This window comes from Planctomycetota bacterium, assembly GCA_035574235.1.
GTDB lineage: Bacteria > Planctomycetota > MHYJ01 > MHYJ01 > JACPRB01 > DATLZA01.
Window position 1 is genome coordinate 1 of record DATLZA010000111.1, and the last position, 20986, is coordinate 20986.

Consider the following 20986-nt stretch of genomic DNA (forward strand, 5'->3'; position numbering starts at 1 on the left):
GCAGGCGCGCGTGCCCCTCGGCGCTCGAGAGGCGCTCGTCCCAGAGAACGACCGGCACCCTCACGCGCGTCCGGAGCTCCTCGGCGAAGTCCATCGCCCGCCGGGCGCTCGGCCCCACCGTGCCGTCCATGTTGAGCGGCAGCCCCACGAGGACCTCCTCCGCCTGATGCTCCTCGGCCACGCGGGCGACGTCCTCGGCGGTGGCGTCCTCGAGCGTCGGAAGCGCCATCGCCAGGCGCCCCTCCGGATCGCTGATCGCCAGCCCCGTGCGCCGCCCGCCCAGGTCCACCGCCAGAACCTTCATCAGAGGTACGTCTCCAGCCCCCGCCGCCGGATCTCCTCGATGAGCGTCTTGAGCTCGTCGGCGCGGTCCTTCGGACAGACGAGCGTCGCGTCCGGCGTGTGCACCACGACGAAGCCCTCCAGGCCCAGAACGGCGACCAGGTGGCGCGGATCGGAAGAAAGAACCAGGGAGCCCTTCGTCTCCGCCGCCACGCACGCGCCCTCCAGCGCGTTGCCCGCCGCGTCCTTCGGACGCCGCCCCAGCGCGGCCGCCCAGGACCCCACGTCGTCCCACTCGAAGCCGGCCTCGAGCATCACGACCCGCTCGGCCTTTTCCATCACCCCGTAGTCGATCGAAATCCGGGGGAGTCCCGCGTAGACGCGCTCCAGGACCTCCGGCAGGCGGCTCGTCCCGAACGCCGCGCGGACCTCCCGCAGCCCCGCGGAGAGCGCCGGCAGGTGGCGGTCGATCTCGGCGAGGATCGCCCGCGCGGACCAGACGAACATTCCGCTGTTCCAGTAGTAGTCCCCCGCGGCCACGAACCCGCGCGCGGTCTCCGGATCGGGCTTCTCGCAAAACCGGCGCACGCGGAAGCCGTTGCCTTCGCGCGCTCCGCGGTGCAGGTAGCCGTAACCGGTCGCGGGATGGCGCGGCCGCACGCCCAGGGTCACCAGCGCCCCCGCCCGCGCCGCCTCGCGCGCCTCCCGGAGGCTGCGGTGGAATTCGTCCGGCGGATGGATGTCATGGTCGGCCGGGAGCGTCGCGAACACCGCTTCGGGATCCCGCCACTCGAGAAACGCGGCCGCCAGCCCCACCGCCGCGGCGGTGTCCCGCCCCGCGGGCTCGTCGATGACGTTCTCGGGCGGGAGCAGATCCAGGTCCTCCCGCACCGCCTCGGCGTGCTCCCGCGCGGTCACCACGAACACCTGCGCGGGCTCCAGAAGCGGGAAGAGACGCTCGACCGTCCGGCGCACCATCGAGCGGCCGCCCAGAATCGGAAGAAGCTGCTTGGGCCGGGACCGGCGGGAAAGCGGCCAGAAGCGCGTCCCGCTGCCCCCGGCCAGGACGACGGCGTAGAAATGGCGCATGCGGGGGGCTATTATAGCACCCCCTCGTCCTCTGGGCCTGCCGGACATGCCGCCGGGAGGCGCGCTCGCCCGCCGGAATCGCCCATGAGGGCAAGGAACATGACCCCGCGGCCGTCCGGAAATGGGGGGATCGGGCGCCCCTCCCCACGGCGGGCCCGCCGTGAAGTAGCGGGCCGGTGACAACCCCGGCCCCCCCCGGAACGTATCACTATAGGAGGGTTCAGGCCGCCTGAACGTCGACGGCACGAATCGCGCCCGGCGATCCGTTCCGCGGACGTTCACGGAAAACCGGAAGCCCTTGGGGCCGGAGGAGCGGATGATCAGATTGCTGGTAAAATCGGAGGGCGAGTCGCGCGAGGTGGAGCTGGCCGATTCGGTGGTCACGCTCGGCCGTTCGGCGGAGAACCTCGTCGCGCTGGCCGACAAGAAGGCTTCCCGCAAGCACGCCAAGATCGAGAAGACCGACTCGGGTTACGTCCTGACGGATCTCGATTCCGGCAACGGCACGCGCGTCAACGGCAAGGACGTCAAGACGTACGTCCTGGCCAAAGGGGACGAAATCCAGATCGGGCTGACGAGTCTCTTCGTGCTCGAGCTGGACGGCCCGGCGCCGGTGACGGCGGCGGCGCCCGTCCCTGCGCCGGCTCCCGCCGCGTCCCCGGCCCCTGCGCCGGCCGCTCCCGCCCCGCAAAAGCCCGCCGTTCCGGAGTTCAAGCGCCGGATCACGCGCCGGGCGTTCTCGTCGCGGTCGGCCGCGCCGGGCCGCGCCGTCGCCGTGGCCGCGATCTTCATCATTCTGGGCGCCGTGGCGTACGCCTTCGTCTTTCATCACCACGAGATTCTGCCCAAACCGGCCGTCCATGCGCACCGGCCGGCGGCCGCCCCCAAGGCCGAACCTTCCCGCGCGGAGGCGGAAAAGGCGCTCGAGGAGCTGCGCGCCCGGGCCGCCGCCGGCCCGGTCACCGACGCCCTGGTCCGCGAAGCGGAGGAGCAGGCGGAGCGCTTCGAGGCCGTGGCGCCCGGGTTCGCCGCCCTCCGGGACGACCTCAAGCGCCGTCGCTCCGAAGACATCGCGAAGATGACCTTCGCGGACGTGGAGCGTCTGGTCCAGGAGCACCTCCAGAATCACCGGTACGGAGAGGCGATCCACGCGCTCAAGGCCCTGTCGGGCACTCCGGAGGAAGGGGCCGCGTCGTCGCTCCTCGAGCGGATCACCGCGCAGGTCCGCGCCGACCGCGAGGCGGTGGACGAAGCCGGCAAGAAGCTCGTCGAGGCCAAACGGTATTCGGAAGCGGCGGAGCATTACCGGAAAAACGCTCCGCGCTTCCGGGGGACGGAGCACTACAGCTATCTGGCCGGCAAGCCGGAGCGCCTCATGCTCCTGGCGGAAGCGGATCTGGCCGCCTCCAAGGCGAAGGCGGAGCGTCCCGCGCCGGCGCCGGCGCCCGCCGCGCCTCCCAAGCCCGCGGAAGAGCCTCTGGCCAAGGCGATGCCCGCTCCGGAGCCCGCCAAGCCGGCGATGAAACCGGAGCCCATGAAGCCGGAGCCGGCCATGAAACCCGAGGCTCCCAAGCCGGAGCCCATGAAGCCGGAACCGATGAAGCCTCCGGCGCCCAAGCCGGAACCTCCGAAGCCGGAGCCGGCCAAGCCGGAACCCGCCAAGGCCGAGAAGGCCCGGCCCGCGTTCAAGAAGCCGCCGGTGCTTTGCGACATCAAGCGCACGGTCAAGGGAATGTTCTGCACGACGTGCGACCGCGTGCTGGACCCCGAGAATGACACGCGCCGCGGAGTCTGCAAGCGCTGCGAAGAAAAGCCCATGAAGATCGACATGTGCGTGCGGCGCTACTTCCAGGCGGCCTGCCACCCCGAGAAGGTGAGCGACAAGCCCGTCTTCTGCTGAGGGAAGCTCCACGATACTCCGTTGGAGGATCGGGCCCGGATCGTTTACTACTGCGAGTCCTGCGAACAGGTGGGGGACACTCAGGGCGACGTGCCCCATACCCCCGAATGCAAGAATCGATTCGGCGTGACGAAGGTGTGCACGAAGTCGGGGCACGAGCCCCATTCGGGAAAATAGGGACCTCCCCGGGCGGGGAGCGGAAAGGAGCGGGATGATGAGCATGAGGAAGGCCGCGGGGGCGGTCTGCGCCCTCGTTCTGGCGGCGGGCGCCGCCTTCGCCCTGGCCCAGGCCAAGCCGGTCAACGCCAAGTGCCCCGTCAAGCCCCAGAACGCCGCCAAGCCGGACATCACGGCGGCCTACAAGGGGCACACGATCGGCTTCTGCTGCGGCGGCTGCAAACAGCGGTTCGCCGGGGATCCGGACGCCTACGCCGAACAGATCCCCGAGCTCTCCAAGGCCCCGGCCAGGCCGGACAACAAACCCATCAACGCCAAGTGCCCGGTCCGCCCGGACCAGCCGGCCAAGGCCGCCGTCACGGTCACGATCCAGGGCAAGGTCATCGGGTTCTGCTGCAAGTCCTGCCTGGCCAAGTTCTCCAAGAGTCCGGAAGCGTACCTCGCTTCGATTCCGGAGCTGCGGGTGCGCAACGGATCGTCCTCGGAAAAGACCGGTCCCTGCGAGGTGAACCGGACGGCCAAGGGATACTACTGCACCACCTGCAAGCGCGAGCTGGGGCCGGACGACGTGCGCGGCGGGCTCTGCAAGCGGTGCGAGAACAAACCCACCGAGATCGAGTATTGCGTCAAGCTCGTCCCCAAGCCCGTTCCGCCCAAGAACGGGAAGCCGCAGCCGCCGGAGATCGCCGAAGACCGCGCACGGATCATCTACGAATGCTCGACCTGCGGCGCCCGCGCGGACGTGGAGGCCGAGGTCAAGCATAAACCGGACTGCAAGCCGGTGCTTGGAGCCTCCTACAAGAAGATCTGCTCGAAGTCCGGCAAGCCGCCTCACGTGGGGGATGAGAAATGAATCCCCTCCGCCACGACGGCTGACGCGACGCGACGCTCCGCGCCCCCGGATCCGGGGGCTCTTCGAGGCGCCCGCCCGAGGGGCCGGGGCGCTCCCCTTTACGGACCGTCCTCGGTTTTCGTTTTCCCAGTCTTTTTTCAGGGAGGTGGCTTATGCGAAAAGCGTGGTGGGTGGGGGCGCTCGCCGCGGCGATCGCGCTCGTGGCGGCGGCGCAGGCGCCCCCGCGGTGTACGGGGACTCCGTCCAAGAAGCCGTACTGCAAGACGTGCGACAAGTTGCTCGATCCCAAGACGGAGATGAAGGGCCGGAAGTGCGCCAAGGACGACACGGAAACGACGCTGGTCGACGTCTGCGTGAAGAAGACGCCGTACGTCAAGTGCCACCCGAACAAGGAGGGGCTCAAGGTCGGCGGAACCTGATGAGGGAATCCCGTCACCGAACAGGTGGATGAGGCCCGTGTGGTCTCGAAGTGCACGGGGTGCAACGCGGAGGCGCTCAGCCCGAAAGACCTCAAGCACGCGGACGACTGCAAGAAGAAGGCGCTGGCCCGGGGGTGCAAGCACGTCCTCTAGGCCGCTGCCGCAAGGATTCCGGAAGGCGCCCGGTCTCCCCTCGGGGACCGGGCGCCTTTCCCTTTCCCGCCCGGCGGGCCGTATAATCTCTCGGAGGAGGTGACGCCATGAAAGCCGTTCTCGCCGCGGCCGTCCTGGCCGTCGCGGCGGCGGTCCCGGCGCGACCGCCCTGCGAGATGAAGAACAAAGTGAAGCGGTGGCATTGCCCCAAGTGCGAAAAGCTCTACCCTCCGAACGCCGTGAAGGCGCGAACCTGCCCCGAGGACAAGGCGTCCCTGGAGCAGGCGGAGGTGTGCGTGCGGGAGCGCTACGTGGCCGCCTGCCATCCGGACAAGGTGGGGGACAAACCCGTGCGCTGCTGCGGCGTGGAGTACACCAAGCCGACCCTGGACGAATCGGAGATTCTTTACGTCTGCGAAGGATGCGGGGTCAAGTCGAGGACCCTGGGCGCCCTCAAGCACGCCGACGGCTGCGCGGACCGCAAGGTCAAGAAGCGCTGCGGGCACGCCGCGTGAACGAATTCCTTGGTGCGCGCGGGCGAGGCGCTATAATCGCGCGCCCATGGACAAACTGGCCGTCAGCCTGCTGTCCACCTTCACGGTCGCGCTTCTGCACACGCTGATCCCGAGCCACTGGCTGTGCTTCGTGGTTGTGGGGCGGGCGCAGGGCTGGCGGACGCGAAAGACGCTCGCGGTCGCGGCGGCCGCGGGGACGCTCCACGTGGCCTCCACGGTGGGGCTCGGGGTGGCGGTCGTGGCTTTCGGGAAGGCGTTTCTCGACCCTGAAAGCCCGGTCCTCGAAAAAGGCGGCGCGGCGATCCTGATCGCGCTCGGGCTTCTCTACCTGGCCTCGCACGTTCTGCACGCGGGCCACCGCCACGCGCACGACCAGTCCGTGACCGAAAAGACCGCGTTCGCGGCGCTCGTCCTGTCGCTCGTCTTTTCGCCCTGCTCGGCGGCCATTCCGTTCCTCGTGGCCGCCTCGCACACCCTGGGGACGGGGGCGGTGATGCTCCTCTCGGCCGTCCTTCTGGCGACGACGCTGGGGGTGATGATGCTTCTCATCGGGCTGACGACCCTCGGGATCGAAAAGCTCCAGTTCTCCTTCTTCGACCGCTACGAGAAGCTCATTCTGGGGCTGGTCCTGGCCGCGCTCGGGGGGCTTTCGCTGGCGGTTCATTGACGGCGCAGGCGTTCCGCGGCCGCCCGGAAGGCGGCCCGGCCGGTGCGCTCCGCGGCGATTTCGAGGGCCCGGAGGACGCCGGGGCGCGGCCCCAGCGATTCCAGGCGGGAGATCTCCTCCGGTTCCACGAGGTGACCGAGCGCCTCGGCCGCTTCCTCCTCGCCGGCGGCGCGCTCCCAGAGCCGCTCGCGCACCTCCAGGGCCGTCCGGGGGGAGAGTCCCGGCAGGATCCTCACGAGGAGCCTCGGAGCGACGGCCGCCCGCGCCAGCGCATGGGCCGCGCGGTCGCGCCGGCCGGGGTCGCGAAGGCGTTCCAGGGCCACCTCGGCGAGCCCTTCCAGCCTTGCGGAATCCTCCGAGAGATTCTCCAGGGCGGCGGTCAGGGCTTCCTCCGCCGCGGCGCGGTCGCGGGCCAACGCTCCCTCGAGGGCCCGAAGAAACAGGGGAAGGGCGTCGGCGGTTCCGTGCCGCACAAGGAGATCCACGACGGCGCCGGGGGACAGTTCCGCGAGCGCCGCTTCGATCTCGCGCTCGAGGCGTTCGAGGTCCGCCGAAGGAACGCCGATCTCGCGCCCGCGCCGCCAGTCCGCCAGGAGCCGCTCGGCCGGGATCCGCGCGGGGGGCGCGGGAAGGGTCGAAGGCGCGGCAGGCGCCGGGCGCTCCGGAACGGCGCGGCGGCCCGAGATCCGCTCGAGCCCCAGGATTCCCGCGGCGAGGGCGAGGATCGCCCCCGCCCACGCCGCCTCGCGCGCCCCCGCCGGTCGCCCCACGCCCCAAGGATACCCCGGGGCGTGAAAAATTGCACTATGCGGCGCGCGCCGGGGCGGCTACCGGCCGGCCGGACCGCCCGAAAGCGGCCCCGCCTTCTGCTCGCACCACGACTTCCACTTGGCCACCGCCGTCTTGCGCTCGGAGGCCGGAAGGTCGGGCCTGTATTCGAAGGTGTCCTTGACCCCCTTCTCGAGCGCCGCAAACGCCGCCCGCCGGACGTCCAGTTCCTCGTCGTCCAGGAGCAGAACGAGCGTCCACAGGACCAGCCGGTCTTCGTAATTCCCCAGAAGCATCAGCCGCACGGCGTGCCCCAGCGCCTCGATCGCCCGGACCCGGTCCGCGGGGGCCGTGCTCCTGCTCCGCGCCGCCCGCGCGAGCGCTTCCTGCGCTTCCGGATAACGCCAGTTGGCCGCCGCGCCGAGCGCCCGCCAGGCCGCCTGACGCACCTCCTCCGAACGGTCCCGCGTCAGCCGGATCAGGTCCAGCACCGCCTCCCGCCCGTAGAGCGTGGATTCCGCCGTCGCCGCCGCGGCCCGCTTCGCCTCGGGGTCGGACGCGTCGAAGACGTGGGCCACGATCTTCGCGCCGGGAATCCCCCCGATCCGCGCCGCTTCCGCCAGAATCGGTCCCAGGGCCTCCCCTTTCTCCGTCCGGGCCTTCCCCGCCAGAGCGGCCGCCTTCGTGCGCTCCTCCTTCGAAAGCGGAATCTCCTTGTGCCGGAGCGCGTGAATGAAACGCAGGTTGTCGTCGGCCACCTCCGGGACGCGGAAGATGCTGCCGTGATCGTGCCCCTCGAGCTCCCGGTACACGTACCGGTAGCCCAGCTCGCGCAGCTGCCGCACCGCCCGGCGCGAGGCATCCACCGCCACGTCCCGATCGTCCGTGCCGTGCACGAAGTACCACTCCGTCTTCGTCTCCGCCGGACCCAGCGGAGTTCCCGGCTTGCCCGTCCTGGGGCCGTTGGAGAAATCCACGCCGCCCCCGCAGTACGGCGAAACCGTCGCGAAAAGGTCCTGGTGCTCCCACCCGAACCGCTTCACCATCCAGCCGCCGTTCGAAGCCCCCAGGATGTGCACCCTCCGGAAATCGATCGGATACGTCTCCTTGATCCAGGCGATCCACGCCAGGACGTCCTTGTCGTCGCTGGTGGACCAGCCGGCGCCTTTGGATTTTCCGCCCGTAATGACATATTCGTCGGCGATGCCCACGCGCCGGGCGGCCTCCGTGACGAACCCGTACAGGCTGTTCTCGTTCCCGTTCATCCCGTGGAAGTAGACGATGAGTCCCAGGCGGCGCTCCTCCGGCAGCGCGGCCGGCGCGCGCATCCTGTAGCGCATGATGAGCGCCTTCGTTTTGGGGTCCTTGTACTCGTCGGTGAATTCCCCGGTGCGCGGCGGGGTCCGGGCTTCCTGAGCCCCCAACGCCCCCGCCCCCCAGAGCAACAGCGAAACGACGGCGTGAACCTTCATGGCGATCCCCTCCAACCGGACGCGCCTCCCTGCTTCGAAACGGCCGCGCCCCTTACTTATACGCCGGTCCCGCGTCCTCCGCGTCACTCCGGTCGGCCGCAACCGGATCCTTCACGGCCCTTCGAACCCGTGTGCCAGGGCCCCTCCGATCCGGCCTCCCTGGAGAACCGCCGCTCCGCGGCCGCCGGAACGTCCGCCGGCGCGAACGGAAGCGGAAAAACCCGCTCCCGCCGCTCCTCTTCTTCCAGATGCTGAGCGCGGGCCTTGAGCAGATCGTTGAGCGTAACCATCCCCACGACACGGCGCGGGAATCCGGCCGTGACCACGGGAAGCCGCGTAAATCCCGTCCGTGCCATCCGGTAGACGACGTTCCGGAGCGGTTCGTGCGGAAGCGCCGTCACGGGGTCCGTCCGCATGAGGCGAGCCACCGGCGGCGCCGGCTCGTGCGGCACGCATTCGCGCAGGCGGCGCCGGGCCGCCTCCCGGGTCACCACGCCGGCCAGGCCGCCTTCCTTCCCGATCACGGGATACACGCGCTGCGCCCGAACATGGTCCTCCGTCTCGATCCGCCGCATCGCCTCCGACAACGGCAGGTCCGCGGGGAACGTCACGATGTCGGGTCGCAGGACTTCCTCCACACGAAGCACCTCCAGCGGATCGATGGAGTACTCCCGCGTCACATGGAAACCCCGCCGCTCCACCTTCTCGGTCAGAATGGAACGTCGAAGCCACAGAGCCGTGAACGCATGAGCGCAGGTGACGGCGATGAGGAGGGGAAGAAGCGCACCGTAATCGTGCGTCAGCTCCAGCGTAAAGAGCACCCCCGTCAGAGGGGACCGCATCGTCCCTCCCAGAATGGCCCCCATGCTGATCAACGACCAGAAGCCGGGTCCGGCTTGGGGAAAAATAAGTTGCTCCAGCCCCCCCAACGACGCTCCCAGGATGAGCAGCGGCGCAAGCACCCCTCCGGAGGTTCCCGAACCCAGCGCCACAGCCCAGATGATCCACTTGACCGCCGCCACTTCCAGAATCTCGCCGGGCTGCATCCGCCCCGCGAGCAACGACTCGATGACGTCGTAACCGACCCCCAGCGCCCGCGGAGCGACCAGCCCCCCCGCCCCGATGACGATGCCCCCCAGAACCGGCCACCACATCCAGTGGATCGGCAGCTTCTTGAAAACATCCTCCGCGCGGTACACCGAGTGGGTCAGCAGCGCCGACAGCCCTCCGGCCAGCAGACCCGAACCCGCGCAGGCCGCCAGGCCGGACACGCTCAGGAAGGGCGCATGCTCGGGAACCGGAAAAAGGGGACCCGGCCCCAGAAGCGGGCGCCGCAACGCCATGGCCGTCGCGCTCGCCAGAGCGACGGGAATGAAGCTCCTGGGCTTCCACTCGAAAAGCAGAAGCTCCACCGCCAGAAGCACGGCGGCCATCGGCGTGCCGAACGTCGCCGACATGCCGGCCGCCGCGCCCGCCACGAGGAGGGTCTTGCGCTCGGCGCTCGTGAGCCGGAAGAACTGAGCGATGAGAGATCCGAAGGCGCCGCCGGTCATGATGATCGGCCCCTCGGATCCGAAAGGTCCCCCGGAACCGATCGAGATCGCGGCCGAGAGCGGCTTGAGCAGCGCCACGCGCGGCTCCACCCGGCTGCCGCGGATCAGAATCGCCTCGAGCGCCTCCGGGATCCCGTGACCGCGGATCCTCTCGGAACCGAACCGCGCCAGGACGCCGATGATCAGAGCGCCGGCGACCGGGACTCCCAGGGACATCCACCCCAGGACGGCGTCGGCGGGGCGAACCGCGTCCAGCGACAGGCGGTGAAAATAAAAAAGGTTCGTGAACAGCGCGATCAGCCGCAAAAGAGCGTCCGCCACGAACGTGGCGACGGCTCCGATTCCGACCGCCAGGACCGCCAGCGGCAGAACCCGCGCCGTCAGCGTGAAATCCCCCGGCGGCCGGGGATCAGATCCCGATTCCGCGCGGATCGGAGGAGGAGCGGACAGAATGTCGAGCATGGGCTTTCATCCTTTCGTTCCGCGGCACGGCCCCCTCGAGAACCGCCTCCAGCGCCTTCAGAAGGCGCGGCCCCATTTGCCGGAGCTCCTCCCGGTGGCGCAGGGAGAGCCTGCGGAGGAGCCTCTCTCCGGCGGCAGTCACCTCGCCCAGAACCCGGCGGCGGTCCCGGCGGCTCCGCCGACGGCGAGCCAATCCGCGCCGAACCAGTCGGTTCAAGAGCTCGACGGCGCTGTGATGACGGATCTGAAGCTGCGCGGCCAGCGCCCCCACCGTCGGCTCCACCCCCGGCGGAAGCCCCTTGATCGCCAGAAGCATCTGGTGTTGCTGCGGCCGCAACCCCACCCTTCGCGCCGCGCGTTCGCTGAACGCGAGAAAACCGCGGATGAGCCGCCGGAATTCCGCCAGGGCGCGATAATCGAGGGGAAAGCGTCTTCTCGGCCGGGACGGCATCCCGGAATAATATCGTATTGCGATGTAAAGTCAAGGAGGCGCGATCCCGGAGGCCCCACCGCTCACGGACGAGCCCGGCGCAGAAGCTCCTCGGCCTCCGATCTCTCCGGCCACCCCTCGCCGCCCGCGCGAAGCGCCTCCTCGAGATCCGCGGCGGCTCCGGCCGCGTCCCCCGCCTCGTGGCGAAGGCGCCCCCGCAGAAGCCACGCGTCCGCCCGCCGCGGGTCCCGTTCGATCGCATGAGACGCGTCCGCCGCGGCCGCCGCCAGATCCCGGCGCTCCCGCCGCGCCCGCGCCCGCCCCAGGTACGCCTCCACGTCCCCCGCGTCCAGCTCCAGCGCCCGCGTGAAATCCAGGACCGCCCCCGCCGCGTCGCCCAGCTCCAGACGTGCCCGGCCCCTCAGACGGTACGCGCGTCCCTCCGACGCCCGCCGCGCGACCAGCCGGTCCAGGTCCGAAAGAGCCCCGACCACATCCTTCTTGCGGGCGAGAACCCAGCCGCGCAAGGCCAGGGCCTCGGCGTCCTCCGGGTCGCGCGCCAGAGCCTCCGAACAGTCGGCCGCCGCGCCGTCGAGGTCTTCCCGCCGCTCCCGAAGCGCCGCACGCGCGCGCCACACCTCCGGCTCGCGCACCCCCGCCGCCAGCGCCCGCGTCAGAAGGGCGATTCCCTCCTCCGGGCGTCCCTCGCGGGCGGCCCGCTCCGCCCGCGCCACCCACTCGGCGGCCGGAACGTTGCTTCCGGAGGGCTGCCGGGCCGAATTCCACACGAAGAAGGCCGCCACCCCCAGGATCCCTGCAGCGGCCGCGATCGCCCCTCCGCGCCCCCCCTCCCTGCGGACCGAGGGCAACGCCCGCACGATCTCCGCGTGACGCTCCGCCGTCAGCATCCCGCGAAGAAGCAGGAGATCCGCGAACGCCGGAAGCGCCGGATCCCCCTTCCTGAGCCGTTCGATGAACTCTCCCAGACAGGCATCCGCCCGCGCCCGGTCCACGTATCCTCGAGAGACCGCCTCGTGGCGGATCCGCCGGGCTTCCGCCTCGATCTCCGACGAGTTCATTGGAACCGCGATTATATCCTCGCCGCCCGCCCGCGCCGGGTATAATTTGCATGGTTGCCGACGACGGGGACCGCGCCCTATGGACACGCACCTCATCAACAGCCAGTTCCTCTCCCGCCGGGACATCCGCGTCTGGTTCTGGGACGGCGGCCAGGAATACCTGGGCGAGTGCCGCGCGATCGCCGAAAACGGAATCCTCATGCACGTCAAGATGAAGCGCCCCGCCGACGGCACCGTGCCCGATCCCGCGAAGTTCCTCCCCGCCGTCCGCAAGTCCCTGGTGGGGAAAAAACTCGCCGTGGAGGCCAGCTCCCCGAAAACCCGCGGTGAACTGAAAATCCAGGTGGAGCAGGTGGACGTCGTCTCCGCGAAGAAGGAGCTTCTTTCCGTCGTGGGGACGTTCACCCAGACGCCCGACCCCCGGTTCCTGAAGCTCCTCCTGGAACCGGTGATTCTCAAGGCGCCGCGGAAGGAGTGAAACCCGGTCCCCCTACGGGGCTCCGCGCCCGGTCGCCCGCTCGACCGCCCGGCGAAGTTCCGCCCATCCGAAGGGTTTCTGGAGGAGCCCCAGGCGATACGCGAAGGCGAACGCCGCCGCCCGGCGCGCGCCTTCGGGCGCGGCCGCCAGGAGAATGATCGGCACGGCGTCCCCGCCGTCCCTCAGCTTCGCGACCACCTCCAGGCCCGTCTCCCGGGGAAGCGAGACATCGAGGATGAGAAGCGCATGAACGCCCGGCCGGTAGCGCCGCAGCACCTCGCGGCCGTCCGTGCAGGCTTCGACGGCGTATCCCGCCCGCCCGAGGCCGCGGCAGAGGAAATCGCGCACGCCCGCCTCGTCGTCGCCGACCAGGACGCGTCCCGCCGATCCCCTCCGCCCGCTCACTCGATAAGGTGTATCGGCAAGAAAGGCCCCGGGGGCTCACGCCTCGCCGCGCCGGCGGCGGGAGGCGTCCTCGAGAATCCGCCGTTCGCGCGCCGTGAGGGCGCCGATCCCCTGGCGGCTGACCTTCTCGAGGATGGCGTCCACCTCGGCCCGTTCGCGTTCCTCCCGCTCGCGCCGGCGCAGGGCCCGGACCTGCGCCCGGCGCTCGCGCCACCGCGCCCACCATCCCCTGCGGCGGCGCGAGGGTTCCCCGGGAAGGTAATCGAACTCGGATACCTCGGCGAACATAGGATGGGCGTGAACCTCGCCCAGCCGCGCCAGGCGCCGGATCTGGAGCGACTCGAAAATCACCCACACGCCCGTGAACGCCAGAAGGAAGTTCTGCTGGAGCAATCCCCACAGAAGCAGCGCCACGCCCACCGGCGTGGACACGTAGCTCAGGATCGCCGCCGCGCGCTCGCGGCCGTGACGCATCACGAGGAGGTTGGCCAGGATGCGCCCTCCGTCCAGCGGATAGGCGGGCACCAGAAGGTTGAAGAGAAAGAGCACGACCTGGAGCTTGAGGACCCCGACGGCGAGGTTGACCCCGAAATGCTCCTCGAAGGGATGGAAGGGAGCCCAGGACCCCAGCGGATTCAGAAGCTCCCAGTCCCAGAATCCGGCCGGCACGAGCGCCCCCGCCGCGATCCCCGCCAGCGGCACGTGGACGAGCGGCCCGGCCGCCGCCACGCGGATGTCCGCCCGCGGCGTGCCCCGGTGGCCCACGTAGGAGAGGCCCCCGAGCGGCCAGAGCAGGATCTCGTCGGCATGCCCGCCGGCGGCCCGCGCGGCGAAGCAATGGGCCAGCTCGTGCGCCAGGGTCGTCGCCACGAGCGCCGCCATCAGAAGCGCGCTCCAGAGCATGAACGACGTCCCCCCCTGAAGCTGGCCCTGGAGGATCTGCCAGGCGATCAGGATCGGGTAGAACCAGTGGATCCGAACGGGAATGCCGAAGATCCGGATGAAGGGAAAGGTCAGGTTGAGGACTTCGATGGCGGCACCTCCTGGCCTTTTACTTAAACCGCGCGGCGCGCGACGTCAAGCCCTCACTTCGGCGCCTCCTCCGGACCGCATCGCTCGACGCACCAGGCCTCCCACCGCGCGCGCGCGTCCCGCCGCGCCGCCGCGGACGCCCCCGGCGAGTAGCCGAATCCGTCCTTGACGAACCGCGCCAGCGCCGCGAACGCCGCCTGCCGGAGCCGCGCCTCCTCGTCGTCCAGGAGCCTCACGAGCGCCCGGAACGCGACCCGCGCGTCCTCGAAGTTCCCCAGCCCCGCCAGCCGCGTCGCCCGGGCCAGCCCCTCCGCCGCCAGAAGCCGGTCGGCGAGCTTCCCCGATCGCCCCTCCGATCCGCCCAGGGCGATCCGCGCCAGAGCCGCCTGCGCCTCCGGATAATTCCACGTCGCGTACGCGCCCAGGGCGCGCAGCGCCGCCTGGGCCGCCCGGTCGGACTCGTCGGACGCGGCCACGCGCGCCAGCTCCTCGCACGCCGCGCGCCCGAAGGAGACCGTCTCGCACGCCTCGGCCGCGGCCGCGCGCACCCCGGCGCTGCGCGAGCGCAGCGCCTGGACGATCACGGCGCCGGCCTGAGGTCCGCCGATGCGCTGCAGCGCCAGAAAGGTCGAGCGGCTCCCGAAGAGGCTCTCGGCCTTGGATTTGTTTTCGAACCAGGACAGCATCTCGCGGTCCCGCGGGGCCGGCTCCACCTGCTTGTGGCGCAGTCCGTGAATCCACAGCATGTAGTCGTCCCGCACGGCGTCCACCACGCTCTTGTCCGGATGCCCCGCCCCGTCCCAGATGTCCGTGTGGCCGTAGCCGTCGAGCTTCCGGAAGACGTACCGATACCCCATCTCGCGCAGCTGCCGGCAGGCGTTGCCCGAATTCTGCGGGTTGTCGTTGCCGCCGTGAACGAAGTACCACTCCGGCCGCGTCTCGGACGCCTCCTCCGGGCGGGCCGGGGCGGTGAAGTTGTAGTACCCGCAGTATCCGACGATGCCGGCGATCTTGTCCTGGTGCTGCCATCCGAACCGGCCCACGAAGCCGGCGCCGTTGGAGCTGCCCCAGAGGAACACGCGGCGCGGATCGATCGGATAGGTCTCCCGGGCCCAGTCGATGAGCCGCAGGATCACCGGGCCGTCGTCTTCGAGCGTCCATCCCGGTCCCTTCGACTTGCCGCTGATGACGACGTACTGGTCCGACAGCTTCAGGCGCTCCAGAGCTTCGAGGGTGCCGCCGATGTAGTTGCGTTCGTTGCCGTTCATGCCGTGGAAGACGAGCAGGAGTCCCAGGACGCGCGCCCTCGGGTCCCACCGCTCCGGCGCCTGCATCGAGACCCGCAGAAGCGGCCCCTGCCGGTCCCGAAGCTCCCCTTCGTACCGCCCCGGCCCGCCGGGGCCCTGCCCCCGCGGCGGAGCCTGCACCGCCAGAAGCGCCGCCGCCCCGAACGCCGCGATCCACGTCATCGTTCCCGCTCCCGGGCGCCGCCGGGCGCCCTCTCCTTGAGAAAGTGCTCGAAAAAGAGACTCACGAGTTCGTTCGCTTCCGGAGTGATCTTGTGCGTCGGACGGTTGGCCATCCCCACCCGGTTCTCGAAGCCGAGCAGCCGGTGGACGGCCACGGTATGGTTGAGGGCCTTCCACCGCGAGGGCGGATCCTCGGACCCGGCCGCCACGAAGAACGGACGCGGGGCGATGAGCGCGTGCACCTCGTGCAGATCCATGCCGCGCTCGATCATCGTCTTGTACGCCCCCGTGCGGGGACTCTCCGGACGGATCACGCCGCGCGGGCGCGGCTCCCGGCCCGCCTCGTACCCCAGGTACCAGGGCTCCCAGTAGTTCACGTTCGGACGCGCCTCGTCGAAGACGATGCCGGGATCGGACACGGCCACGGCCGCGAACTTGTCCCAGAGCGCTCCCGCGAAGAGGGCCCATTTCCCTCCGTACGAGTGCCCCACGACCCCGATGCGCGCGGGGTCCACGTCCGGCCGCCGGGCCAGAACGGTGTACGCGTTGGCCGCGACGTACGCGAGGTGGGACAGCGGCTGATGCTGCGCCCGCTCGGCCGTCGGATAGTAGAGATCCGCGTTCGGCCGGGGAGGAGTCGGGTTCTGTCCCACGCACAGCGCCACGAAGCCGCGCCGGGCCAGCTGATAGCCGAAATCGTTCTGGCCGCGCCGCGATTCCCGCAGGCCCGCCCCGTCGTCGGGATAATAAAAGACGTCCACGATCCCCGGAAACGGCCCTTTCCCCTTCGGGACCAGGAGATACGCGCTCGACTTGCGTCCCGGCGCCGTCTCGAATTCGATGCGGTGCCGCGTGAACTCCGGAAGTTCCTCCGTGTACTCGACGTCGACGGCGGGGTTCTCCAGAAGCGGCGGCCAGGGGCCCAGAAGCTCCGTCCACTCCCTCAGGATCTCCGCGCGGCGCTCGCGCCACTCCTCGGGCGTCCGCACCGGGCGCCCGTCCTTGAACTTCAGAAGCGGGCGGTAGGTTCCGAAGTCGTCCTTGAACTCGGGCGGCGGCGTAAAGCAGGGCGCCAGACGCGCCCATGTCTCGCGCCGCGCCGTCCCGTCGCGGGACTCCTGAGCCGCCCCGCCCGCCGCGGCGAGGATCCCGAGCGTAACCGCCGCCCACATTCGCCTCATCCGAGAATGTCCTTTCGCCGTTCCGCGCGTGCCGGTCCGACTCCCCCGGGCGATCGCCCGCCCCTATTCCATACGGCAGGCGGGCGGCCGGGGATTCCATTTTCCTGTCGACGCGGCGCGCCCGGCCGGTATAAATTGTACGGGATGCGCTTCGGGGTTCTCGCCCTGGCCCTCCTGGCCGCCGCGGGCTGCACGTCGGAGGACGAGCCGGACCTCCGCCGCGCCGTCGGATCGTACGACTCCGGAAGCTCCGGCGACGGGATGGAGGGCGCCACGCTCTCCTACTCCAACGGCCATCCGCTCAACTGGCTCACGGACGATCCCGTCGCGCTCGCCTTCGAGGACGAGGTCCTGACGCTCGTCAACCGGCACCGCGTGGCGTCGGGGGCGCCGGCGCTCGTCATGGACGTCTCGCTGCGGCGCGCCGCCCGCGGACACAGCCGCCACATGCGCGCGGACAGTCACAATTTCTTCGCCCACACCAACCCCGAGGGGGATTCGCCCGGAACGCGCCTCACCCGCAACGGAATCGTCTGGGAACGCATGGGCGAAAACATCGCCTCCGGATATCCGGACCCGGCGTCCGTCTTCGCCGGATGGATGAACTCCCCCGGCCACCGCGCCAACATCGAGAACGCCGCCTGGACGCTCACGGGCGTCGGCTACCAGCCCGGCGCCGGTCCCGGCGACTACACGGATTACTGGACGCAGGTCTTCGTCCGCTGACCTCGCGGGCGTTGCCGCGGAACGTCCGCCGCCGGAGGGGATCCATGAGGATGGAGGGCCGTCCCCGGACGGCCCGGCACGCCTTCGGCATGGGCACGAACCGCCTCACGCCCTGGCTGGCCGCGGGAGTGCTGTTCGCCGGCGCGCCCCCCCGGCTTCCCGCGCAGCAATACGACCACGGGGACCCCACGCCGGACGAACAGCTCGTCCTGGAGCGGATCAACCGCGCCCGCGCCAACCCGGACGCCGAGGGCGCCCGCCTGGGTCTGGACCTCCGCGAGGGCTTGCCTCCCGGGGAGGCCGCCGGTCTGGGCCCGCGCCCTCCGCTGGCCTTCCACGCGGCCCTGCTCGCCGCCGCCCGCGCCCACGCGCGCGACATGCACGCGCGCCATTTCTTCGATCACGTCAATCCGGACGGACTCGGTCCCGGCGAACGCGCCCGCCGCGCCGGCTACGCGTGGACCCGCGTGGGGGAAAACATCGCCGCCGGCTCCAGCCCCGCCCTCCACACCCCGGCCTACCTCCAGGACCTCCTCATGATCGACGCCGGCGTCGACGGGCGCGGCCACCGGAGAAACCTCCTGGATCTTTCCGCCTCCACGCCCCCTCCGCCCGTCTTCCGGGAAATCGGCGTCGCCTACTTCGCTTCTCCGGAGCCCAATCTCCAGGGATTCCGCGCGTTTCTCACGCAGGATTTCGGACACCGGGCCGGCGCTCCGCCCCTGCTCGTGGGGGTCGTCTACGACGACCTCGACGGGGACGGTTTCTACGATCCCGGCGAGGGCATGCCGGGCGTCCGCATCGCGACCGATCGCGGCGCCGCCTTCGCCGTCACGTCCGCCTCGGGCGGCTACGCCTGCCCCGTGCCGGCCGACGGCGTCGTCACCGCACGCCCCCTCGCGGAGGGAGCCGCCTGGGCCCCCTCCGTGGTCCGCAAGGCGCTCCTGACCGGCGAGAACGTGAAGCTCGACTTCCTGAGGAGCGACGCCGTGGACACGGACGCCGACGGCATGCCCGACGCCTGGGAACGCCGCCACGGGCTGGACCCCGCCGCCGCGGAGGACGCCCCGCGGGACGCCGACGGCGACGGCTTCGCCAACCTCGAGGAATTCCAGTTTGGAACTCTGCCGCGAGACTCGGCTTCGTTCCCCGGGGCGCCGCCGCCCCTCCCGCCGACCGGATCCCCGCCCCCGGAAGACGGCGGGACTTCGGGCCGCTGCGGCCTCCTGGGTCCCGAGGCTCTCCTGATTCTCCTCGGGGCGGCGCGGGGGCGCCGGAGGAGATCGTGACGCCCGTCCGCACGCCCCGAACCGCGGCGGTCCTCATCCCGCCCGAGACGCAATGGGAGCCCATTCAGCGACTCCGGCGGATCCACGACCGCCAGGTGGGACGCTGGATGCCGCACATCACGCTCCTTTTCCCCTTCCGCCCGGAGGAAACGTTTCCGGACCTTCTGCCCCGGGCGGCCGAAGCGGCCGCCTCGGTGCGGCGCTTCACCGTCACGCTGGCGGAGTTCCGTTTCTTCGATCACGGGGACGAGCGCTCGACGATCTGGCTGGCTCCGGAGCCGTCCGAGCCGGTCCGCCGCCTCCAGGCGGCGCTCCGCGAACGGTTCCCGGACTGCAACGACGTCGCGCGCTTCCCGCAGGGATTCACGCCCCACCTGAGCGTGGGTCAGGTCCGGGGCCGGGCGGCCCGGGACGCGCTCCTGGCCCGGCTGCGCGCCGAGTGGACGCCCCTCGAGTTCCCCGTCCTCGAGGTGGCCCTCATCGCGCGCCCGGCGGACGGTCCGTTCGCCGTGCGACACCGGCTGCCGTTGGGCTGAGCCCCGAATCCGCGTTGCACGGCGCCGAGCCGAGGATCCGTTCTTTCAGGGAACGCCATGCCGCGCCGCCCGGGCCCCCTCCGGATCGCCGCCGTCGGCGACACGCACTGCCGAAAGACCTCCCACGGCGCCTTCCAGCGCCTGTTTTCGGCGATGGCGCAGGAAGCGGACGTGCTGTGCCTCTGCGGCGACCTGACCGACTTCGGGCTGCCCGACGAGGCGCGCGTCCTGGCCCAGGAGCTGGGGGCGGCCGGCAAAGCGCCGGTCGTGGCCGTGCTGGGCAACCACGATTACCAGTCCGGCAAGGAGGAGGACGTCCGCGCGATCCTGACGGAGGCCGGAGTGCGGGTCCTGGACGGAGATTCCTGGGAGATCGACGACGTCGGGTTCGCGGGCGTCAAGGGGTTCTTCGGCGGCTTCGGGGAGCGGATGCTTCAGGCGTGGGGGGAGGAAACCACCAAGCGGATCGTCCACGAGGCCATGGAGGAGGCGCTCAAGCTCGAGTCGGCGCTGGCGCGTCTGAAGACGGCGCGGCGCGTGGTGCTCCTGCATTATGCGCCCGTGGCCGGCACGGTGGAGGGCGAGCCGCGGGAGATCTATCCCTTTCTGGGATCGAGCCGCCTGGAGGAGCCGCTCCACCGGCATCCCGTGAGCGCGGTCCTCCACGGGCACGCCCACTACGGCAGTCCGGAGGGTCACACGGCGCTCCGCGTGCCGGTCTACAACGTGGCCCTCCCGCTGCTGCGGAGGATCCATCCCGAACGCCCGCCCTACCGGCTGATCGAGGTCGCGGGGAAGGCCAATCACCATGGACGCTGAGGCGCGGCGCGCGTTCTACGGGCGGGCGCTGGAGGCCTTTCGCCGGGCGGGAATCCCGTTCCTGATCGGCGGGGCGTACGCCATGCGCTTTTTCGCCGACGTGCGGCGCGAAACCAAGGACCTGGACGTCTTCATCCGGGAGGCGGACTGGCCGGTCGTGCGCGACCTCTTCGAGGGCCTGGGATACCGGACCCGGCTGGTCTCCCGTTTCTGGCTGGCCAAGGTCGCCGAGGGCGAGTGGGTCATCGACCTCATTTTCGGATCCCGCAACGGCATCTGCGTCGTGGACGACGACTGGTTCGAGCACGCGGTCGAGACGGTCCTGTTCGACGCGCCCGTGCGGATGGTGCCTCTGGAGGAAATGATCTGGTCGAAGGCGTTCGTTATGGAGCGGGACCGCTACGACGGGGCGGACGTGGCGCACCTTTTCGTGCGGCGGGCGGAGGAGATCCGCTGGGCGCGCCTGATCGCCCGTTTCCGGGGACACGAGGCCGTGCTCCTGAGCCACCTGATTCTCTTCACCTTCATCTATCCCTCCGAACGCGGGCGCATCCCCGCGGACGTGTTCCGGACGCTCCTTTCGCGCTGGCGCCGGGCCGCGGCCCCGGAGGCTCCCCTGTGCCGAGGGACGCTCCTTTCACAGATTCAATATCTCCCCGACCTGCGCCGCGGATATCTCGACGCGCGCCTGCGGCCCTTCGGGAAGCTCGCCGCCGAGCAGGTGGAGGAGGAAGAGCGGGGATCCGCGCCCCACGCGGGGTAGGCCCCCGGGATACGGAAGAAATGTCCTTGCATTCGCGGTCCCCGGCGGGCTATAGTGAGAAGCGTTGGGAAGTCCGGTTCGACTGCTCGCGACGCACGTCTCGACGATCCGATCCCCTTCCCGTGGCAGTTTCTTTAACGTCCTTTTAAGGATGTAGATGGTGAACATCTACGTGGGCAACCTGTCGTACGAGGCGACCGAGGACGACCTTCGCCAGGCCTTCGAGGCTTACGGCGAGGTTTCGTCCGTGGCCATCATCAAGGACAAGATGACGGGCCGGTCGCGGGGATTCGGTTTCGTGGAGATGCCCGACAAGGGGCAGGCTCAGGCCGCCATCCAGGCGCTGAACCTTCAGGAAGTGAGGGGCCGCGCCATGACGGTCAACGAGGCCCGTCCGAAGAGCGAAGGCTCGCCGCGCGGCGGCGGAGGCCACGGCTTCGGCGGCGGCCGCGGCCGTCGTTCCTGGTAA

At 70.4% G+C, this 20986-nt stretch carries 24 protein-coding genes; 13 read left to right on the forward strand and 11 right to left on the reverse strand.

Going from position 1 to position 20986, the window contains the following annotated elements; genetic code table 11:
* Together ruvX and VNO22_09890 are read right to left on the reverse strand one after the other, a co-directional pair.
* On the reverse strand, window positions 1-304 hold a 304-nt coding region (ruvX, locus tag VNO22_09885), incomplete at its 3' end, for a Holliday junction resolvase RuvX (protein HXG61676.1).
* Window positions 304-1371, reverse strand: a complete 1068-nt coding sequence (locus VNO22_09890) for a mannose-1-phosphate guanylyltransferase (GenBank protein HXG61677.1) — start codon at window positions 1369-1371, stop codon at window positions 304-306. The genes ruvX and VNO22_09890, both read right to left, overlap by 1 nt.
* Window positions 1372-1687: 316 nt before the next feature.
* On the opposite strand from VNO22_09890, the gene VNO22_09895 reads away from it, so the two are divergent.
* The 6 genes from VNO22_09895 (at window position 1688) to VNO22_09920 (ending at window position 6055) form a co-directional block, all read left to right on the forward strand.
* A complete protein-coding gene (locus VNO22_09895; protein ID HXG61678.1) occupies window positions 1688-3271 on the forward strand; it encodes an FHA domain-containing protein in 1584 nt (527 codons plus the stop codon).
* A 21-nt stretch (window positions 3272-3292) separates the two neighbouring features.
* Window positions 3293-3448, forward strand: a complete 156-nt coding sequence (locus VNO22_09900) for a hypothetical protein (GenBank protein HXG61679.1) — start codon at window positions 3293-3295, stop codon at window positions 3446-3448.
* 43 nt (window positions 3449-3491) lie between these two features.
* Window positions 3492-4301, forward strand: coding sequence for a hypothetical protein (locus tag VNO22_09905; protein HXG61680.1), 810 nt, complete (start codon window positions 3492-3494; stop codon window positions 4299-4301).
* Between the two features lie 152 nt (window positions 4302-4453).
* Window positions 4454-4720, forward strand: coding sequence for a hypothetical protein (locus VNO22_09910; protein ID HXG61681.1), 267 nt, complete (start codon window positions 4454-4456; stop codon window positions 4718-4720).
* Between the two features lie 260 nt (window positions 4721-4980).
* Window positions 4981-5388, forward strand: coding sequence for a hypothetical protein (locus tag VNO22_09915; GenBank protein HXG61682.1), 408 nt, complete (start codon window positions 4981-4983; stop codon window positions 5386-5388).
* Between the two features lie 46 nt (window positions 5389-5434).
* Window positions 5435-6055: a hypothetical protein gene (locus VNO22_09920; protein ID HXG61683.1), complete on the forward strand. Its 621-nt coding sequence runs from the start codon at window positions 5435-5437 to the stop codon at window positions 6053-6055.
* Here VNO22_09920 and VNO22_09925 read toward each other — a convergent pair.
* The 5 genes from VNO22_09925 to VNO22_09945 form a co-directional block, all read right to left on the reverse strand.
* The gene (locus VNO22_09925) at window positions 6049-6825 is read right to left on the reverse strand and encodes a hypothetical protein (protein HXG61684.1); all 777 of its coding nucleotides are present in this window, start codon (window positions 6823-6825) and stop codon (window positions 6049-6051) included. The genes VNO22_09920 and VNO22_09925 overlap by 7 nt on opposite strands.
* Before the next feature lie 57 nt (window positions 6826-6882).
* Window positions 6883-8295, reverse strand: coding sequence for a hypothetical protein (locus VNO22_09930; protein HXG61685.1), 1413 nt, complete (start codon window positions 8293-8295; stop codon window positions 6883-6885).
* Between the two features lie 83 nt (window positions 8296-8378).
* Window positions 8379-10310, reverse strand: a complete 1932-nt coding sequence (locus tag VNO22_09935) for a chloride channel protein (protein HXG61686.1) — start codon at window positions 10308-10310, stop codon at window positions 8379-8381.
* Complete coding sequence (locus VNO22_09940) at window positions 10258-10761, reverse strand: MarR family transcriptional regulator (GenBank protein HXG61687.1); 504 nt, start codon at window positions 10759-10761, stop codon at window positions 10258-10260. Before VNO22_09940 ends, VNO22_09935 begins: the two co-directional genes overlap by 53 nt.
* A 62-nt stretch (window positions 10762-10823) precedes the next feature.
* The gene (locus tag VNO22_09945; GenBank protein ID HXG61688.1) at window positions 10824-11819 is read right to left on the reverse strand and encodes a tetratricopeptide repeat protein; all 996 of its coding nucleotides are present in this window, start codon (window positions 11817-11819) and stop codon (window positions 10824-10826) included.
* 79 nt (window positions 11820-11898) lie between these two features.
* Here VNO22_09945 and VNO22_09950 point away from each other — a divergent pair, with 79 nt between their 5' ends.
* Window positions 11899-12297, forward strand: a complete 399-nt coding sequence (locus tag VNO22_09950; GenBank protein ID HXG61689.1) for a hypothetical protein — start codon at window positions 11899-11901, stop codon at window positions 12295-12297.
* Between the two features lie 12 nt (window positions 12298-12309).
* On the opposite strand, the gene VNO22_09955 is transcribed toward VNO22_09950, so the two are convergent.
* The 4 genes from VNO22_09955 to VNO22_09970 form a co-directional block, all read right to left on the reverse strand.
* Window positions 12310-12702 carry a response regulator gene (locus VNO22_09955; protein HXG61690.1) on the reverse strand — a complete coding sequence of 131 codons (393 nt, stop codon included), beginning with the start codon at window positions 12700-12702 and terminating at the stop codon, window positions 12310-12312.
* A gap of 36 nt (window positions 12703-12738) precedes the next feature.
* A complete protein-coding gene (locus tag VNO22_09960) occupies window positions 12739-13605 on the reverse strand; it encodes a site-2 protease family protein (protein ID HXG61691.1) in 867 nt (288 codons plus the stop codon).
* A gap of 182 nt (window positions 13606-13787) precedes the next feature.
* Window positions 13788-15203 carry a hypothetical protein gene (locus tag VNO22_09965; protein HXG61692.1) on the reverse strand — a complete coding sequence of 472 codons (1416 nt, stop codon included), beginning with the start codon at window positions 15201-15203 and terminating at the stop codon, window positions 13788-13790.
* Window positions 15200-16375, reverse strand: a complete 1176-nt coding sequence (locus VNO22_09970) for a sialidase (protein ID HXG61693.1) — start codon at window positions 16373-16375, stop codon at window positions 15200-15202. Before VNO22_09970 ends, VNO22_09965 begins: the two co-directional genes overlap by 4 nt.
* A gap of 153 nt (window positions 16376-16528) precedes the next feature.
* On the opposite strand from VNO22_09970, the gene VNO22_09975 reads away from it, so the two are divergent.
* The 6 genes from VNO22_09975 to VNO22_10000 all read left to right on the forward strand — a co-directional run bounded on the left by VNO22_09975 (window position 16529) and on the right by VNO22_10000 (window position 20986).
* Complete coding sequence (locus VNO22_09975; protein HXG61694.1) at window positions 16529-17110, forward strand: CAP domain-containing protein; 582 nt, start codon at window positions 16529-16531, stop codon at window positions 17108-17110.
* Between the two features lie 44 nt (window positions 17111-17154).
* Complete coding sequence (locus VNO22_09980; GenBank protein HXG61695.1) at window positions 17155-18399, forward strand: CAP domain-containing protein; 1245 nt, start codon at window positions 17155-17157, stop codon at window positions 18397-18399.
* Entirely contained in the window at window positions 18396-18935 is a 540-nt protein-coding gene (locus tag VNO22_09985; GenBank protein HXG61696.1) for a 2'-5' RNA ligase family protein, read from the forward strand. The genes VNO22_09980 and VNO22_09985 overlap by 4 nt, the downstream gene beginning before the upstream one ends.
* Before the next feature lie 57 nt (window positions 18936-18992).
* A complete protein-coding gene (locus VNO22_09990) occupies window positions 18993-19754 on the forward strand; it encodes a metallophosphoesterase (GenBank protein ID HXG61697.1) in 762 nt (253 codons plus the stop codon).
* A complete protein-coding gene (locus VNO22_09995) occupies window positions 19744-20517 on the forward strand; it encodes a nucleotidyltransferase (GenBank protein ID HXG61698.1) in 774 nt (257 codons plus the stop codon). The genes VNO22_09990 and VNO22_09995 overlap by 11 nt, the downstream gene beginning before the upstream one ends.
* A 157-nt stretch (window positions 20518-20674) precedes the next feature.
* Window positions 20675-20986: an RNA-binding protein gene (locus VNO22_10000; GenBank protein ID HXG61699.1), complete on the forward strand. Its 312-nt coding sequence runs from the start codon at window positions 20675-20677 to the stop codon at window positions 20984-20986.

Bases quoted from the DNA above. Each gene is read 5' to 3' on its own strand.
- VNO22_09895 (HXG61678.1), top strand. From the start codon at position 1,688: ATGATCAGATTGCTGGTAAAATCGGAGGGCGAGTCGCGCGAGGTGGAG.
- VNO22_09910 (HXG61681.1), top strand. From the start codon at position 4,454: ATGCGAAAAGCGTGGTGGGTGGGGGCGCTCGCCGCGGCGATCGCGCTC.
- VNO22_09960 (HXG61691.1), bottom strand. From the start codon at position 13,605: ATGCTCTGGAGCGCGCTTCTGATGGCGGCGCTCGTGGCGACGACCCTG.
- VNO22_09980 (HXG61695.1), top strand. From the start codon at position 17,155: ATGAGGATGGAGGGCCGTCCCCGGACGGCCCGGCACGCCTTCGGCATG.
- VNO22_09975 (HXG61694.1), top strand. From the start codon at position 16,529: ATGCGCTTCGGGGTTCTCGCCCTGGCCCTCCTGGCCGCCGCGGGCTGC.
- VNO22_09990 (HXG61697.1), top strand. From the start codon at position 18,993: ATGCCGCGCCGCCCGGGCCCCCTCCGGATCGCCGCCGTCGGCGACACG.
- VNO22_09915 (HXG61682.1), top strand. From the start codon at position 4,981: ATGAAAGCCGTTCTCGCCGCGGCCGTCCTGGCCGTCGCGGCGGCGGTC.
- VNO22_09950 (HXG61689.1), top strand. From the start codon at position 11,899: ATGGACACGCACCTCATCAACAGCCAGTTCCTCTCCCGCCGGGACATC.
- VNO22_09970 (HXG61693.1), bottom strand. From the start codon at position 16,375: ATGTGGGCGGCGGTTACGCTCGGGATCCTCGCCGCGGCGGGCGGGGCG.
- VNO22_09935 (HXG61686.1), bottom strand. From the start codon at position 10,310: ATGCTCGACATTCTGTCCGCTCCTCCTCCGATCCGCGCGGAATCGGGA.
- VNO22_10000 (HXG61699.1), top strand. From the start codon at position 20,675: ATGGTGAACATCTACGTGGGCAACCTGTCGTACGAGGCGACCGAGGAC.
- VNO22_09905 (HXG61680.1), top strand. From the start codon at position 3,492: ATGAGGAAGGCCGCGGGGGCGGTCTGCGCCCTCGTTCTGGCGGCGGGC.
- VNO22_09920 (HXG61683.1), top strand. From the start codon at position 5,435: ATGGACAAACTGGCCGTCAGCCTGCTGTCCACCTTCACGGTCGCGCTT.
- VNO22_09930 (HXG61685.1), bottom strand. From the start codon at position 8,295: ATGAAGGTTCACGCCGTCGTTTCGCTGTTGCTCTGGGGGGCGGGGGCG.
- VNO22_09965 (HXG61692.1), bottom strand. From the start codon at position 15,203: ATGACGTGGATCGCGGCGTTCGGGGCGGCGGCGCTTCTGGCGGTGCAG.
- VNO22_09995 (HXG61698.1), top strand. From the start codon at position 19,744: ATGGACGCTGAGGCGCGGCGCGCGTTCTACGGGCGGGCGCTGGAGGCC.
- VNO22_09890 (HXG61677.1), bottom strand. From the start codon at position 1,371: ATGCGCCATTTCTACGCCGTCGTCCTGGCCGGGGGCAGCGGGACGCGC.
- VNO22_09940 (HXG61687.1), bottom strand. From the start codon at position 10,761: ATGCCGTCCCGGCCGAGAAGACGCTTTCCCCTCGATTATCGCGCCCTG.
- VNO22_09945 (HXG61688.1), bottom strand. From the start codon at position 11,819: ATGAACTCGTCGGAGATCGAGGCGGAAGCCCGGCGGATCCGCCACGAG.